At 53.4% G+C, this 16,074-nt stretch carries 15 protein-coding genes, 1 other RNA gene and 1 riboswitch; of the genes, 4 read left to right on the top strand and 12 right to left on the bottom strand.

Going from position 1 to position 16,074, the window contains the following annotated elements:
- Window positions 1-18: 18 nt before the first annotated feature.
- From GYMC52_RS07785 to GYMC52_RS07765, 5 genes are all read right to left on the bottom strand, one after another.
- On the bottom strand, window positions 19-642 hold the full coding sequence (locus GYMC52_RS07785) for an isoprenylcysteine carboxyl methyltransferase family protein (protein ID WP_013523659.1): 624 nt from the start codon (window positions 640-642) through the stop codon (window positions 19-21).
- Complete coding sequence (locus GYMC52_RS07780; RefSeq protein ID WP_013523658.1) at window positions 639-1,706, bottom strand: type III polyketide synthase; 1,068 nt, start codon at window positions 1,704-1,706, stop codon at window positions 639-641. Before GYMC52_RS07780 ends, GYMC52_RS07785 begins: the two co-directional genes overlap by 4 nt.
- Window positions 1,707-1,946: 240 nt before the next feature.
- Window positions 1,947-3,020, bottom strand: a complete 1,074-nt coding sequence (locus GYMC52_RS07775) for a hypothetical protein (protein ID WP_013523657.1) — start codon at window positions 3,018-3,020, stop codon at window positions 1,947-1,949.
- Window positions 3,021-3,177: 157 nt separating this feature from the next.
- Complete coding sequence (locus tag GYMC52_RS07770; protein WP_013523656.1) at window positions 3,178-4,485, bottom strand: nucleobase:cation symporter-2 family protein; 1,308 nt, start codon at window positions 4,483-4,485, stop codon at window positions 3,178-3,180.
- Window positions 4,482-5,069 (bottom strand): xanthine phosphoribosyltransferase, encoded by a 588-nt coding sequence (locus tag GYMC52_RS07765; RefSeq protein WP_013145459.1) that lies wholly within the window; start codon window positions 5,067-5,069, stop codon window positions 4,482-4,484. The genes GYMC52_RS07770 and GYMC52_RS07765 overlap by 4 nt, the downstream gene beginning before the upstream one ends.
- 116 nt (window positions 5,070-5,185) lie before the next feature.
- A riboswitch (purine riboswitch) is annotated at window positions 5,186-5,287 on the bottom strand.
- A 446-nt stretch (window positions 5,288-5,733) separates the two neighbouring features.
- Here GYMC52_RS07765 and GYMC52_RS07760 point away from each other — a divergent pair.
- The 3 genes from GYMC52_RS07760 to GYMC52_RS07750 are packed head-to-tail and all read left to right on the top strand — an operon-like array spanning window position 5,734 to window position 8,023.
- A complete protein-coding gene (locus GYMC52_RS07760) occupies window positions 5,734-5,880 on the top strand; it encodes a cytochrome c oxidase subunit 2A (protein WP_011231044.1) in 147 nt (48 codons plus the stop codon).
- 21 nt (window positions 5,881-5,901) lie between these two features.
- Complete coding sequence (locus tag GYMC52_RS07755) at window positions 5,902-6,372, top strand: cytochrome c oxidase subunit II (protein ID WP_011231043.1); 471 nt, start codon at window positions 5,902-5,904, stop codon at window positions 6,370-6,372.
- Window position 6,373: 1 nt separating this feature from the next.
- Window positions 6,374-8,023: a b(o/a)3-type cytochrome-c oxidase subunit 1 gene (locus GYMC52_RS07750; protein WP_013145461.1), complete on the top strand. Its 1,650-nt coding sequence runs from the start codon at window positions 6,374-6,376 to the stop codon at window positions 8,021-8,023.
- A 132-nt stretch (window positions 8,024-8,155) separates the two neighbouring features.
- Here the strand turns inward: GYMC52_RS07750 and GYMC52_RS07745 are convergent, their stop codons facing one another.
- The 5 genes from GYMC52_RS07745 to gpsB all read right to left on the bottom strand — a co-directional run bounded on the left by GYMC52_RS07745 (window position 8,156) and on the right by gpsB (window position 13,919).
- Window positions 8,156-9,658: a carboxypeptidase M32 gene (locus GYMC52_RS07745; protein ID WP_013523655.1), complete on the bottom strand. Its 1,503-nt coding sequence runs from the start codon at window positions 9,656-9,658 to the stop codon at window positions 8,156-8,158.
- A 118-nt stretch (window positions 9,659-9,776) separates the two neighbouring features.
- On the bottom strand, window positions 9,777-11,714 hold the full coding sequence (locus tag GYMC52_RS07740) for an ATP-dependent DNA helicase (protein WP_041469446.1): 1,938 nt from the start codon (window positions 11,712-11,714) through the stop codon (window positions 9,777-9,779).
- A 122-nt stretch (window positions 11,715-11,836) separates the two neighbouring features.
- Complete coding sequence (locus GYMC52_RS07735) at window positions 11,837-12,979, bottom strand: THUMP domain-containing class I SAM-dependent RNA methyltransferase (RefSeq protein WP_013523653.1); 1,143 nt, start codon at window positions 12,977-12,979, stop codon at window positions 11,837-11,839.
- A 147-nt stretch (window positions 12,980-13,126) separates the two neighbouring features.
- Window positions 13,127-13,523, bottom strand: an RNA gene (gene rnpB / locus GYMC52_RS18170) — RNase P RNA component class B.
- Window positions 13,524-13,622: 99 nt separating this feature from the next.
- On the bottom strand, window positions 13,623-13,919 hold the full coding sequence (gpsB, locus tag GYMC52_RS07730; RefSeq protein ID WP_011231037.1) for a cell division regulator GpsB: 297 nt from the start codon (window positions 13,917-13,919) through the stop codon (window positions 13,623-13,625).
- Here gpsB and GYMC52_RS07725 point away from each other — a divergent pair.
- On the top strand, window positions 13,918-14,112 hold the full coding sequence (locus GYMC52_RS07725) for a hypothetical protein (RefSeq protein ID WP_041469444.1): 195 nt from the start codon (window positions 13,918-13,920) through the stop codon (window positions 14,110-14,112). The genes gpsB and GYMC52_RS07725 overlap by 2 nt on opposite strands.
- Before the next feature lie 42 nt (window positions 14,113-14,154).
- Here the strand turns inward: GYMC52_RS07725 and GYMC52_RS07720 are convergent, their stop codons facing one another.
- Both GYMC52_RS07720 and GYMC52_RS07715 read right to left on the bottom strand, forming a co-directional pair.
- Complete coding sequence (locus GYMC52_RS07720) at window positions 14,155-14,400, bottom strand: CotD family spore coat protein (RefSeq protein ID WP_025950050.1); 246 nt, start codon at window positions 14,398-14,400, stop codon at window positions 14,155-14,157.
- A gap of 281 nt (window positions 14,401-14,681) precedes the next feature.
- Complete coding sequence (locus GYMC52_RS07715) at window positions 14,682-15,869, bottom strand: IS701 family transposase (RefSeq protein ID WP_012820547.1); 1,188 nt, start codon at window positions 15,867-15,869, stop codon at window positions 14,682-14,684.
- Window positions 15,870-16,074 lie beyond the last annotated feature (205 nt).

Below are 16,074 nucleotides of genomic sequence, written 5' to 3'. Positions count from 1 at the left end.
GATGCCATCATAGACGGCTCAAGGGCTGTTTTTCATTTGTCCGCTGCTTTCAGCTTGCCGCATCTTGCGGATGGCAGCCTCCCCCCTTAACCGGGGCAAAAAACGCGGCCGCTCCCGAAACGCCTCCCGGTAGTCGGTGAGCGCCGCCAGCGCTCTTTCCTCAACCGCGATGCGAATCGACAGCAAAAATGCGTTCAAAAGTGAAAAGACAAGCGCGGTGATCGGTGCTTGAAACAAAAGCGGCAACAGCGCGATCTCTAAGGCGACAACCACATAGTTCGGGTGGCGAAGCCATCGGTACGGCCCTTTTTTCACTACTTGGCCGTTTGGCACGATCAAAATTTTCGTATTCCAAAAACGGCCGAGCGACCCAATTGTCCATACGCGCAGCCCTTGCACGACAAGAAAAAGCAGAAACAAAAGCGGCCAGCGGCGCGACGGGCGCGCGCCTTTTCGAAGCGCCTCAACAGCCAACGACAAAAAGAAACCGACATGCATCAATACGATCAACGGGTAATGGCGAGCGCCGAACTCCCGCGCCCCGAGCGCTTTCACATACTGTTCGTTCCGTTTTGCAAGCCGAAGCTCAATGACGCGCATGCCGGCAACCGCCAAAAACACGAACCAAAACCGCACGATCATCCCCCCCATTGAAGCAGCACCATTTCCGCACTAAAGCCCGGGCCGAGAGCGATAAGCAGGCCGTTCCCGGACGAAAGCGGCTGCCGCATCATCTGTTCGAGCACAAAATACACGGTGGCCGACGACATGTTGCCGTAGCGGGCGAGCACGTCTCTAGCGGCTTTTGTCTGTTCCGGACCGAATCCGAACGCCTCCTCGTACGCTTCAATGACTTTCCTCCCGCCCGGGTGGGCGATGAAATAATGAAGATCCCCAAGCCCTAACCCATGTTCCTGCAAAAACGACTCGACTTGCGGGCGCAGCCAAGAGCGAACGATCGCCGGAATGTCTTTTGAAAAGATGACAAACAAACCTTCGTCACGAACATCCCAGCCCATCACGTCTTCCGAGCCGGGCATGAGCACCGAGCGGGCGGCGATGACACGCGGCGCGCCAGCTGTCGGCGCCGCTCCGTCGCCGGCCACAAGCAAGCACGCCACGCCGTCGGAAAAAAGCGACGTACCGATCACATTGCTTTTGGACCAATCATTGAGTTGAAACGTCAAACTGCAAAACTCAACGGCGATCACAAGCGCCTTGGCATTCGGAAACGCCCGGCAATAGTCGGCTGCCCGGGCGAGCCCAGCCGCCCCTCCCGCACAACCGAGCCCCCAAATCGGCACTCTTACGGCATGAGGGGAGAACGGCAATACGTTCATCAGCCGCGCCTCGATGCTCGGCGTCGACAGCCCTGTCGTTGAGATGTAAAACAGCGCATCGATCTCCTCATGCAAAACAGGGACGGACGAAGCCTTGCGCAAACAGTCATTGACCGCCTCTGCGCTGTAGCGGACGGCACGGTCGATGTACACCCCATTTTTTTCACCGAAACCGCGCGGCGCGCTGTACCAGGCAAGCGGTTGGACAAACGTGCGCGTATGAATGCCGCTGTTGTCAAACGCCTGCAGCAGCCGCTCCGCACGCGCCATTCGACCGGCGAACAGCCCGGCGACATGCTGCTTCACCTCGTTTTGGGAGGCTGTATACGGCATCCTTGCTGTGCCGACGGATAAAAGAACCGGCATACAAACACCTCGGTCTGTTCCTCTTTATTCTATTAGGATGCGCAACAAGCCAAACTATATGCAATGGAAAATATGTTTGTACACCCGTTTTTTCAGGAACAGCGGATGGATTTCTAGTTTTCGCAGCCAAAAAAAGTTATGAAAAGTTGCTGCAATCAAAAAACAGGCGCGGACAAAACCGGCCTGTTTTGGAAGGAACATGATCATCAGCGAGGATGTACAATAGGAGAGGTTCGTTATTTATCTCGCTTTTAGCGCGCGGATTTCACTTTCATGCTCGAGCAAGTGCAAAGCGAGGGATTGAAGTACGAGCTCTTGCCGCGCTTGTCCGGCAATGACTTCATTGACTTTTTGTTGCATTTCTGTGAGGGTTTGTTTCATCGCCGAAATTTCATGGAGCGTTTCTAACGTTTCCACGACAGCTTGCCGAATAAACGGCAATTCGGCAACGTCCTCTTTCGTCACCATCGTTTGTTCCATGCGCCCAATCCGGCTGTCGAGCGCCGCAATGTCGTCTCTGTTGGCCGCCACGGTCTCTTCAAGCTGCCCGATGCGCCCATCCAGCGCTGCAACATCCTCTTTCGTCGCCATCGTCCGCTCGATGGTCCCGATGCGCTCATCCAGCGCTGCGACATCCTCTTTCGTTGCCATCGTCCGCTCGATGGTCCCGATGCGCTCATCCAGCGCTGCGACATCCTCTTTCGTTGCCATCGTCCGCTCGATGGTCCCGATGCGCTCATCCAGCACTGCGACATCCTCTTTCGTTGCCATCGTCCGCTCGATGGTCCCGATGCGCTCATCCAGCACTGCGACATCCTCTTTCGTTGCCATCGTCCGCTCGATGGTCCCGATGCGCTCATCCAGCACTGCGACATCCTCTTTCGTTGCCATCGTCCGCTCGATGGTCCCGATGCGCTCATCCAGCACTGCGACATCCTCTTTCGTTGCCATCGTCCGCTCGATGGTCCCGATGCGCTCATCCAGCACTGCGACATCCTCTTTCGTTGCCATTGTCCGCTCGATGGTCCCGATGCGCCCATCCAGCGCTGCGACGTCTTCTCTCGTCGCTGCCACGGTCTGCTCAAGCCGCCCGATGCGATCATTCATCCGGACAACGTCTTCTCTCGTCGCTGCCACGGTCTCTTCGAGTTGCCCGACGCGTCCGTTTAACCGCGCAACATCCTCTTTCGTCGCGCTCACCGTTTGTTCAAGCCGATCGATGCGATCATTCACCCGTACAACATCCTGTTTGGTCGCCATCTGATTCCGTATTTGCCGCAGCTCATCGAAAAGGCGCTCCACCCATTCATCCATTGTTTCACCCCCTTTCCTATTCGCTTTCCATTATACCATCATCCTTCCACCAGTTTCTATCATTTTCTCTGTCAATCGACACGCCAATAAAAAAGCCACCCCCATTTCCCGAGCAGTGGCCGGAAAACGAAGATGGCTATAAAAGCGATCAACACCATTATGAAATTTTTTGTTCCTGCAGCGGCAGGGCAACTGATTTTCTCGCTTTGCCTAGATGGAAGACGGCGTTTAAGATGATGGCGGTCATGCTGCCGGCGACGATGCCGCTGTCGGTTAAAATGCGCAAGCCGGTCGGCAGCTCGGCAAACAAGTTCGGCACCGCCGTCACCCCAAGCCCCACGCCGACCGAACAGGCGATGATCAGCAAGTTCTCTTGCACAGTTAGGTCGACTTGGCCTAACATTTTCACACCGTAGGCAATGACCATGCCGAACATCGCGAGCATCGCCCCGCCTAAAACTGGAGCTGGTATGATCGTCGCCACCGCGGCGATTTTCGGCACGAACCCAAGCAAGACAAGAAACGCAGCAGCAGCGTAAATGACGCTGCGCGTTTTCACGCCCGATAATTGGACAAGGCCGACGTTCTGCGAGTACGTCGTGTACGGAAACGCATTCAGCAGTCCGCCAATGATGATGGCCAATCCCTCGGCGCGGTAGCCGCCCGCCAAATCATCATCCGTCAGCCGCCGACGGCAAATGTCGGATAAAGCGAAGTAGACTCCGGTCGATTCAACAAGGCTGACGATCGCGACGAGCACCATTGTTAAAACAGCGGGTCCATGAAACGACGGAGCGCCGAAGTAAAACGGCTGCGGCCAATGAACCCACGATGCCTCAGCGACCGCTGTCCAGTCCACTTTCCCCATCGTGGCCGCTGCCGCCGTGCCAGCTGCCATGCCGAGCAAAATGGCAATGGAGCGAATGAACCCTTTGAAGCAGCGGTACAACACGATAATGAGCGCAAGCACGCCAAACGACAGCGCCAAGTTAGCCGGATCACCAAAGTCCTTCGCCCCTTGTCCGCCGGCCATATTGTTCACCGCTGCCGGGATGAGCGTCAAGCCAATGACGGTCACAACCGAACCGGTGACAACTGGCGGAAACAACGCCCGCAACTTGCCGAAATACGGACTGATGAGCACCACAACCGCTCCGGCGCAGAGGATCGCCCCATACACCGCCGGCATCCCGTACTGTCCGCCAATAGCGATCATCGGCCCGACCGCCGTAAATGTGCAGCCAAGCATAACCGGCAAGCCGATGCCAAACCACTTGTTTTTCCACGCTTGCAAAAACGTCGCAATGCCGCACGTCAATAAGTCAATGGCCACTAAATACGTCAGCTGCTCGCTCGTTAAATGCAGCGCCCCGCCGACGATGAGCGGAACGACGATCGCCCCGGCGTACATGGCCAATACATGTTGGATGCCGAGCGATCCGACTTGCCACCATTTCATCTTCATCGACTCATCACCTCGTCAGCAAATTGAATGGCGCCACCATCAAGCGATGCGATGCGGGCGAGCGACACAACGCGGAAGCCGCGCGAACGAAGCAGCCGGCCGCCGTCTTGAAACGCTTTTTCAATGACAATGCCGATGCCGACCATATCAGCCCCCGCTTGCTCGATGATCTCCACCATTCCGAGCGCCGCTTGGCCGTTGGCTAAAAAATCATCAATGATCAGCACCCGGTCGCCGCGGCCAAGCAGCGAGCGAGAAACGATGATTTCATTCGCCTCTTGCTTTGTAAAGGAGTATACTTCCGTGCGGTACACGTCGCCGGTCATCGTCAACGGCCGCCGCTTGCGGGCAACGACAAGCGGGATGCCGAGTTCATAGGCGGCCATAAGCGCCGGGCTGATGCCGGACGACTCGAGCGTCAACACTTTCGTCGGCCGCTCGTCACGAAACCGGACAGCAAACGCCTCGCCAATCCGCTTCATCAGCTGAGGATCCACTTGATGGTTTAAAAACCGGTCGACTTTCAGCACCCCGTCCGCCGCGACCTCCCCTTCAGCGGCGATTTTCTCAAGCAACTCACGCATATTTGGTTCCCCCCAATAAAAAAAGCTTAAAAAACACCGGCCTCACTCATTCCATGAGTCAGGCAATGTCTTTTAAGCCAAGGCAAAAGAAAGGCGCAAAACATCCATTGCCGCCTTCCCTTGACATTGCCACTCATAGTCAGCCGATTTACGGTCGGCTGGTAGAGACTCGCAAGCCATATTCTTGCGATTATATGAGTGAGTCAGCGTGATTCAGTTATTAGCAGTATACCATGAGGGGGCGTGTTTGAAAAGCGGGTTTTCAAAAAAAACACGAACATTAAACAAAAAAAACTTTCAATCATTCGTTTATTTCGATATTCGCCTTGACAGAAGCCGTTGCTTTAACGGGTGGCAAACAGCGTCTTTATGATAGGCTTAATCTCTTTGCTGCATCGCATTGCCTGTTCAATCGCCGGCGCTTTACATGCCAGCAAAAAGAACATTGGCGGGCTCTGCTGCCGCGAGAGAAAATGACGTCTTCATCATTTTTTCACAAACGTCACCATTTGTTCACACTTCCAGCATCGTTTTTGTGAGAAAAGTCACTGTTGCCCCAGTTTTGTACAGTTATGATAGTGTCAAAGCAGGGAAATTGGCCGTTTGGCGCGCCTGCCGAATTGCTGTTATGGGGGATGAATCCAACAAAGAGGAGGGATACGGCATGGCAAAACTGATCACAGCGGCCCGGCAAACGAAAAAGGAAAAAGAGCCGGCGCTCAAAGGCACGCTGGCCTCTGTGTTTCTGCTCGGCTTTTTCATCATTTTTTCTTGGGTCAGCGTCTACTTTTTATTTTTGCACCGCCTGTAAGCGGCAAAGGAGGGAATCGGTATGCACATCCATAAGTATGAAAAAATTTGGCTTGCGTTTGGCATCGGCTGTTTGATCGTTTTTTTGACGGTCGTCGGCGTAAGTGCATTCGCCGCCGGACAGCAGCCGCCGAGCTGCCTGACAACGATCGATCCAGAAAAAGTCGATTCGACCCCGCCGTTTGATCATCCGGGGCTCGTCAAAAAAGGAGACAAGGAATACGAGTTGAACATCGTCGTCGCCGCGTTTTCTTTTACACCGAATGCGATCGAAATTCCAAAAGGAGCGAAAGTGACGATCAACGTCACTTCGAAAGACGTCATCCACGGATTTGAAATCCCGGGAACGAACGTGAACATGATGGTCGAACCCGGTTATGTGAACAGCTTAACAACCACGTTTGACAAACCGGGCGAATATACGATTCTTTGCAACGAATATTGCGGCGCCGGCCACCATATGATGACGGCGCGCATAAAGGTGGTGGAGTAACATGGCACAACCGTTGGAAAAAGTCGATCGCCGCGATGCGAAACTGGCGCTTGCCCATTTGTTCGTCGCCTTTACCGCCCTCGCGCTCGGGGGGTTCGCCGGCCTATTGCAAACATTAGTCCGTTCCGGCAAGTTTGAGCTCCCGGCTGGGATCAGCTATTACACGATTTTGACGACGCACGGCGTCTTGCTTGGACTCGTGCTGACGACGTTTTTCATTATCGGCTTTCAGTTCGCCGCGGTCAGCCGTACAACCGGGGCGCTCTCAGACGGTTCGCGCCGGACCGGTTGGATCGGTTTTTGGCTGATGACAATCGGAACAGCCATGAGTGCGTTTTTCATCTTAACCGGTAAGGCGTCTGTCTTATATACGTTTTACGCGCCGCTGCAAGCGCACGCCGGCTTTTACATCGGCTTGGCGCTTGTCGTCGTCGGCAGCTGGGTGAGCGGCTTTGCGATGTTCGCTCATTATGCCCGCTGGCGGAAAACGCACCGCGGTCAAGTGAGCCCGCTGCTGGCGTTCATGTCAGTGACGAATATGGTGCTATGGCTCGTCTGTTCGCTTGGCGTCGCCGCCACCGTCGTCTTCCAGCTCATTCCGTGGTCGCTTGGGCTCACGGATCGGGTGAACGTGCTCTTGAGCCGGACGCTGTTTTGGTATTTCGGGCATCCGCTCGTCTACTTCTGGCTATTGCCGGCGTATATGGTTTGGTACGCCGTCATTCCGAAAGTGATCGGCGGCAAAATGTTCTCCGATTCACTCGCGCGGCTGGCGTTTATCTTGTTTTTGCTGTTTTCGATTCCGGTCGGCTTCCATCACCAATTGCTTGAGCCGGGGATTTCGCCGTTTTGGAAATACGTGCAAGTCGTCTTGACGTTCATGGTCATCATTCCGTCGCTCATGACCGCGTTCGCCATGTTTGCGACGTTTGAATCGTACGGCCGCTCGCAGGGAGCGACCGGCTTGTTCGGCTGGCTGCGGAAACTCCCGTGGAGCGACGCCCGCTTTTTCGCTCCGTTTGTCGGAATGCTGTTTTTCATTCCGGCCGGCACCGGCGGGATTATTAACGCCTCGCACCAACTCAACCAAGTCGTCCATAATACGATTTGGGTGACCGGCCACTTCCATTTAACGGTGGCAACGACTGTCGTCCTCACATTTTTTGGTGCGTCATACTGGCTCATTCCGCATTTGACCGGCCGGGTGATGACGAAAGCGATGAACCGGCTCGCCATCATTCAAACGATCGTTTGGGCGGTTGGGATGACGTTCATGTCCGGCTCGATGCATTTTGCCGGTCTGCTCGGCGCACCGCGACGCTCGGCGTTCTCAACGTACGGCAATTCGCCGCAAGCGCTTGAATGGATTCCGTACCAAATCGCGCAAGCGGTCGGCGGCACCATCTTGTTCATCGGCATTATTTTGATTCTCGTCATCGTGATCAACTTGGCCTTTTTCGCCCCGAAAGGCGAAACGGAGTTTCCGGTCGCCGAGGCAGCTGCTCCGTATGAACGGGCTGCACTGGCGCTTGAAAACTGGAAGCTTTGGATCGGCCTCGTCGTTGCGCTCATTTTGATCGCCTATACGGTGCCGATCATCGACATCATTCAAAACGCTCCGCCGGGGTCGAAAGGATACAAATTATGGTGAAACAAGAAGGTGTCCCCAAGCGATCGGGACACCTTCCTCTTTATGTGCATAAAACCGAGACACAATAGGACTTTGTCGACAGAAAAACTAAACGAACAGCGTAAGAACGATGTTTGCACTGACGCGCCTGTTCTATAATCGATAAAGCGCCTTATATTTTTCTTCTAAATATTGAATAAGATAATCGGCTTTCAGCGTTTCGCCCGTAGCATCGCGCACAAGTTCGAGCGGCTTTTTCATTTTTCCAAACTGGTGGATATGAACGGTCAGCCATTCACGGATCGGTGCGATGTTCCCCTCTTCAAGCAGCCCAGCTACATCCAACTCTTTTTCCATCGCTTGCTTGAATTGCGCCGCATACATATAGCCAAGCGCATACGATGGGAAATAGCCGAAGCTGCCGCCCGACCAATGGACGTCCTGCAACACGCCGACCGCATCGTTGTGCGGGCGGATGCCAAGGTATTGTTCATATTTCTCATTCCATACATCCGGCAAGTCGATCGCTTCCAGCTCCCCAGCAAACAGCTGCTTTTCGATTTCATAGCGGATGATAATATGGAGCGGATACGTCAGTTCGTCCGCTTCAATACGAATGAGCGACGGCTTCGCTTCATTGATCGCCCGGTAAAACGCATCAAGCGAAACGTCGGCGAACTGCGTGGGCGCGTATTGCTGCAGGCGCGGGTAATGCCGCTTCCAAAACCCATAGTGGCGTCCGATCATATTTTCAAAAAAGAGCGACTGCGATTCATGAATGCCCATCGACGCCCCGCTTGCAAGCGGAGTGCCGACAAGCGACTCGGAAATGTGTTGTTCATACAGCGCATGGCCGCATTCATGGATCGTGCCAAACACCGCGGTGCGGAAGTCGCGCTCGTCGTAGCGCGTCGTAATGCGCACATCGTTCGGGTTGAGCCCGATCGCAAATGGATGGACCGTCTCATCAAGTCTCCCCTTGCCAAAATCATAGCCGAGCTCTTTAAGCAACTCAAGCAGAAAAGCGCGCTGCTTTTCTTTTGGAAACGGCGCGAACAAAAAGGACGTGTCCGGCTTGTCGGACGCGGCGGAAATGGCGTGCACAAGCGGGACGATGCGTTCGCGCAGGCGGCTGAACAGTTCGTCAAGCAAATCGACGGTCATGCCCGGCTCGTATTGATCGAGCAGCGTATTGTACGGGTGTCCTTCATACCCCCAATAACGGATAAAGCGGCGCTGAAACTCGATGATTTGCTCCAAATACGGGCGAAACCGGGCGAAATCAGCAGCCGCTTTCGCTTCTTCCCAAACGCTTTCCGCTTTGGAACAAAGCACGACAAACTCTTTGTATTCATCCGCTGGAATTTTTTTATTGCGCTCGTATTCTTTTTTGCATTCATCAAGCGTTTTCTTTGTCACGTCATTCAGCTGCTCGTAGACGGCTTTGGGCGACAGCTTGGCGATAAAGGCTGCCATCTCCTCGGATGTCGACATGCGAAACACTTCTTCTGACAGCATGCCGATCACTTCTGATCGCTGCTCGACCCCTTTTTTCGGGGCGCCAGTCCGCAAATCCCAATACATGAGGCCAATCGCTTCGCGGTAGCCCGTCATTTTTTTCACGTATTGCAAAAACTGCGCTTCGATTGGTTTCACTATACTCAGTCCCCCTATGTATTTCATGGCCGTATCATCATTTCCATAACAAGGTGCCATTTTCCTGCTTGCCAGCGAGAAAATGCTATTTTTGTGGAAAATGAAAAAGGGAAGAATATCATTCTTCCCTCACCGCTGTCGGCAACACGTCTTTGATCGCCGCAATGACCCGTTCATCTTCCCTGTCGGTGACGAAAATGGAAACAATGCCGCGGTCATCGCGCGTGCGGATGAGCCGTCCGACTCCTTGGCGAAGGCGAAGAAGCATATACGGCACATCGACGTCCCAAAACGGGTTGCTATACGCTTTTCGCTTCGCCTGAAACACCGGATCATTCGGCGGATACGGCAGCGACCAAATAATGACGTTCGACAGCGACGGCCCCGGGATGTCAAGTCCTTCCCATAAATGTTCGGAACAAAGCACCGTCTCTTCCTCGCGCTGAAATTCAGCGACCAAATCGCTGATTTCGCGGTCGCCTTCAAACAAAAACGAAAATGGTTCGCCGGCTGCCGCCTCTTTAAACTGAAGAAGCTCCTCGCGCGTCGGGAACAAGATGAGCGCCCGGCCTCCGGTTTCGCGCAATTTTTCAAGCGCATATGCGTATTTTTTGGCAAACAGCGTCTCATCCGCGCGGAACGTCGGCATAAAAATCGTCATCTGTTCGTCGTAATCAAACGGCGACGGCACGCTGAACGATAAATAGTCATCAATGCCTAAGCTTTGCGCTATATATTGGAATGATTTTCCGTTTGATAGTGTTGCCGATGAAAAGACAAACGGCATGCGTTTCGCGAACACTTTTTCGCGCAACACTTCCTGAACGGTGCGCGGCATGACGACAAACGTCGCCTCTTGACGCGACGACTCAAGCCACGTAATGGCGTCGGCGTTCGTCAAAAACAAATCGAGTGAATACTGGATTTGATCCAAATATTCATCCACAATGTTCAGCTGGTAATGATCGATCGTATACGTCTCGCTTTCAAACACAAGCTCGTTGCCGATTTCGACCATTTGGCCGCGGAGCCGCTTCGCCCATTGTTCAAGACGCGGCGACGGCAAAATTTCTTTCCGGTTCGAACCCGGAACGTCTTTCGCGCACGCTTTCAGCTCATCAAAAAAGCGCGTGCTCGTCTCCAGCGTCTCCTCAATTAAATAGGCGAGCTCTTCACGGATGTCGTTTTCAAGAAGACGTGTCAGCAACGTCTCAAGCGTCGTCTCTTTCATTCGATATGTCAACGCCTTTTGCGCAGCGAACTCCAATAAATGCCCTTCGTCAAACACGACACAGCTCGCTTCCGGCAACAGCGGCAGCTGTCCTTCCCGCTTGCGCGCTTCATACGTCCAAACATGTTCCATATAAAAATCGTGCGAGCAGACGATCAAATCCGCCGCCTTCCGGTAATAGTCGCGCCAAAGCGTCTGTCCGCAGCGATGCCGCTTTTCGCACGTGAAACAGTCTTGAAACGGATCCCAGGCGATTTTTTTCCACTGTTCATCAGTCAGGTGGGCGTATTCTTTTCGGTCGCCGTAGCGGTAGAACGACTGCAGCGGTTTGTTGTCATGGACGAAGGCCGGAAGTTCATCGTAAATTTGCTCATACAGCTCGATGTCGTCATCGTCATACGTCGTCACTTCTTCCAGTTTGTTCAAACATAAATATTGATCCGGCGATTTCGCCAGCCGGACGTCGATTTCCAGCCCGAGCACGTTGGATAGCTTCGAAATATCGCCTTCCTTTTTGACGAGCTGCTCAATGAGCGTCTCATCGGCGCAGGCGATAATGGCCGGCTTGCCGGTATAGCGGGCGTAGCAGACTGCATACAGCAAATACACGATCGTTTTCCCTGTGCCAACTCCCGCTTCGGCGAAGATCACCTTTTTTTCTCGAAACGCCCGCTCGAGCTGAAACGCCATATAAATTTGCTCGTCGCGCAGCTCAAAGCCGGCTTCCGGCAAAATGTCATAAAAAACATCGCCGATCCACTGGCTCAACTTATCAAAAAAGTTTTCATTTTTTTCTACAACAAACGGATAACGCTCATGGCCCATCGTCGCCACCCCTTCAATTGGCATAAACTCCCCCGGCATATCATGCATAAGCGCGCAACAAGTTTGTTGCGCGCCCGATCCCTAGTAACAAAACAATATTATGATCGATGGCCGCCGAGAAGTCAACTTCGAGCTTCGCGCGGCGGCCGCGGCCCCCAGTACTGGTAGTAATGCGTTTCAATAAAGCCGTTAAACAGTTTGCGCCGCTTCGTCGCCGGGCGGCCGTAATGCGTTTCAAAACCGCGGTGGGCGGTTAAAATGTACACCGACCACGTATCCAAGGCGGCGAAGGCGCGGCCGATGGCGCGATAGAGCGCTTCGACCTCCCGTTGTTCGCCAAGCCGTTCGCCGTATGGCGGGTTGCCGACGATCACCCCGTATTGTGCATCGGTCCGAAACTGCTCGGCGCGGCCCTCCCGAAAAGAAATGAGATCGGAAAGCCCCGCTTCGGCTGCATTCATCTTGGCGATCTCGACCATGTGGGGGTCAAGGTCAATCCCGCAAATATCAAGCGGTTGGTCGTAACGCGCCATCTGTTCCGCCTCTTGGCGCGCCTCTTCCCATACCGATTCCCCGATCCACGGCCATTGCTCCGAGACGAAATCCCGGTTAAACCCTGGGGCGATGTTTTGGCCGATCAGCGCCGCCTCAATGGCAATCGTGCCCGACCCGCAAAACGGATCGACGAACGGGTGATCGGGCGTCCAATTGGTGAGCAACACTAAGGCGGCCGCGAGCGTCTCTCTTAGCGGCGCCTCCCCTTGGCGAGCACGGTAGCCGCGTTTATGCAGCCCAGCGCCGCTTGTATCGATCGTCAACGTAGCGATATCTTTGTGAAGCGCCACCTCGATCCGATACAACGGCCCGGTTTCCGGGAACCACGACAAATGATAGCGCGCTTTTAAGCTTTCGACGACTGCCTTTTTCACAATGGCTTGGCAGTCGGAAACGCTGAACAGCGTTGATTTGACCGACTTCCCGATCACCGGAAACTCGGCATCTTTCGGCAAGTAATCGGCCCATGGCAACGCCTTCGTTTGTTCAAACAACTCCTCAAACGTCGTCGCTCGAAACTCACCGACTTTCAGCTTCACGCGGTCAGCGGTGCGCAGCCAAAGGTTGGCCCGGCAAATGGCGAGCGCATCGCCTTCAAACGTCACTTTGCCGTTCTCCACTTGGCACTCATAGCCAAGCCGGCGCACTTCTTCCGCGACGACTGATTCGAGCCCCATCGCGGCCGTGGCAATCAGCGAAAACGAAGTCATCTTGTTCCCCCTATCTGATAGATGTATGTATCCTCATTCATGGCCTATACTTCCATTATAGTCATATGGAAGGAAAACACACAAAAGAGAAAGCCCTCCTTCCTGCAGGAGGGCTTTCCCACGATTCCAATCACCGCGTTAATCATGTTCTGTAAGCCATGTTCTGTACCTTCGTACTGCAAGCGGCTTTCGCCTCGTACTCCGGCGGTAATCATCTATCTACAGGCAGCGTACGCCGCCTGTCCTTCCCTCCGTTCATTTCCTTCGGGAAGGTGCCCCTACCATCATTTGGGTTTCTCGCTCGTGGGGTTTACCGCGTTCCACCTCTAAGGTTTCCCTTAGAGCTGCGTCACTGTGGCACTTTCAGGGTAATCGAACCATATCCGCATGCGGACGTAGGTTCTTTCCCCGCCGTCAGCCCAGCCGAAGCCAGACTGCCCTAGCTTATGGATTCGCTAGGCACGAACACTACGGGCATCTCAGCACCGTGCGAGCATGGACTTTCCTCTACGGCCGAAACCGGCCGCAGCGATTACCCGAACATGATTAACGCTGCGAGCATCTTACAGTATAGCTGATCTTGGTGTGAGAATCAAGAAGAAAAAATTAGAAATCTCTGCATCAACTTCGCCCTGCCGGCTGGTTATTCATACAGTTTCCGGCCAAACACATGCTTTTCTAAGTTGGAAAGGCGCTGCAAAATGTCGTAGTTCGTCGTTCCCGCTGACATCGCCGGCCGTTTTTGAAGCTCCTCGACTTGCCGCTTCAGCCGGGCGTTTTCCTGGCGCAGCTCGTCAATTTCTTGCTGAAATGCTTCATAATCTTTAATAATGAGATCCAAAAATTGATCCACTTCGTCTTGGTTGTACCCCCGTATGCTTACCTTAAATTCCTTTTCTAAAATGTCTTTCGGCGTCAGTTTCACTTGATGGGCTGACATGGCTTTTCACCTCAATCCGCATTCAACGATCATCTTCTCTTTATTTTTTCAGAAATTCAGCCGGTTGTCAATTGACGGATGGCTTGCCGCATCGATCGGGAAGCCGCATGGCGCCCACGCAGACTTCTCGGCGGCGCCGAAACGCCGTCCTCCCGCCCAAACGCCGCCGGCTGCCGGCGTTTTCCATCCGTAAAAAAACAGAAGCCGACAAAGCGGCTTCTGTTTTTGGCCCTTACTATCGAAGCGGAAACGGCGGAAATGGCATCGGTCCCGGACCCGGGCAGTACAGATGGCGATTGGCAGCCTGAGCCACCGCCGATTCCGTATGCGGGAAATAATGTTGATGTTCATACAGGTGATGATAAACATGCGTCGTATGCGATGGATGGATATGCGGCACAATCGTTGCTTCGAAATGATGCAAAACGTTGCAACGAGGCGGATGAACGATCGGCGCCGTTACATTCGGCAGGCAATGCATCATATTCCTCTCCTTTCATCAATTTAGGCTGTTGCTTGACAATACTAGCCTATGATGAACGGAGTGGACTCGTACTAGTATAAACACCCATTTTGAAGAGCCATTCGCGCCAACAATCTACCGGCTCTCTCGCCCCCGGTGCTTCGGACGTTTTGGCATCGTCATTCGTCTTTTTGAATCCGTTATGCGGCGCCGGCCTCTCTGACGTTCATTAATAGACTGTAGATGAGCATTTTTCATTACAATAATTTCCATGATTAGAGAGACAAACAGGGTACCCCTTACGCGATACGGAGCTGTTTTTTGATCACATCAATGGGAATATCTTGCTTCGCAGCGTCATAAATGAACTCGACGACGCTGTGGTCTTTCCGCGACCGAAGAAGCTCCAGCCCGGCGGAGAGGTTTTGTCGGGATTCGGCGATGCTATACACGCAGGCCAACAGCACCACCGCCCAATACCGTTTCACCGCCCGAATGTGGCGAACGCGGTATCCATCAAGCTTCAGTTGATCTTTCGCCTGCCGGAAAAAGCACTCGATCGTCCAACGCTGAGCATAGTAACGCAAGATGTCTTCGTCGCTCAGCTCCCGATCGGTGCTCAAGACGACATGGAGATGTTCCGGCGCCATCGGCTGATCCGCCTTCCAAGCCAGCAGCACCACCGCGTCATCGAGGCCATGGATCGCCCCCTCATAGCGATACACGCGGTAACGCTCCTTCCCCACCGTGACGAGGCGGGTGTCTTCGGACTCGACATAGCGGGCGAACTGCTTGGCTTGGATGGCGATGCCTTTCGGGTAGAGAATCCGGTTCGTCTTGAGCATGGCGATGACATGGAATCCCTGTTTCAAGCAGGCTTCAATGAGCTTTTTGGACGGATACCACGAATCCATGAGCACATACACCGGCTGAGCCCGCTTCACTTTGAGCGAAGAAAGCATCTCGATGGCCAGGTCGATCTTGCTTTTTCCCGCTTTCTTGTCATACAGGCGGAACGCAAACGGAAACGCTTGTGTCAAGGTGTGCACCATCAGCCAAACGAGCGAATGCCCCCAAACCGATTGATGATCTTTATGCGAGTAGTGCCAGTCGCACCCTTGAATGGCGTGCGTTGCCCGTGACGAAGGCTTCGTTTTTTGGCAAATCGTATCATCAATCGAGACAAAAAGAGGCTGATTCTTTCGCTCGACCAGGCGCTCGATTCGGCGGAGGATCCACTCTTGAAGCTTCCCAAGCAGCCTTTCCTCATCCCAAGGGCTTTTCGTGAAAAAGTGACTGAGCGTCGTTCGATGATTCGGATGAAAGCTCCAGTGATGAATATCGGTCAATGTTCCCGAGAATCCCTTGGTGGTCAAGGCATCGACGATATGAATGAGATGCTTGATGACCGGTTTGGAAAGCTGCAGCGTCAACCCCAAAGTGAAGAAAAACTTGTGGATTCCTTGGTGATGTGCTAATCTATTCATGAGACATGAACCTCCTTGTGTGAATGGGTTTTGAGCACATCTATTTTACCCAAGGAGTCCGGTTCATGTCTCCTTTTTTGTTTGGTTGTCAATTTATGTTAGTGAATTTGCTCATCTACAGTTAATAGATATAATTGAACACGACAAACGTCAAACCGACGACAATAAAAAAGAGATACAAAATTTTTTTGTACATGCTCCGCAT

Source organism: Geobacillus sp. Y412MC52, from assembly GCF_000174795.2.
GTDB classification, from domain to species: Bacteria; Bacillota; Bacilli; order Bacillales; family Anoxybacillaceae; genus Geobacillus; species Geobacillus thermoleovorans.
The sequence above is the reverse complement of the archived record's forward strand: the minus strand, read 5'-3'. Positions and strand labels throughout refer to the sequence as shown.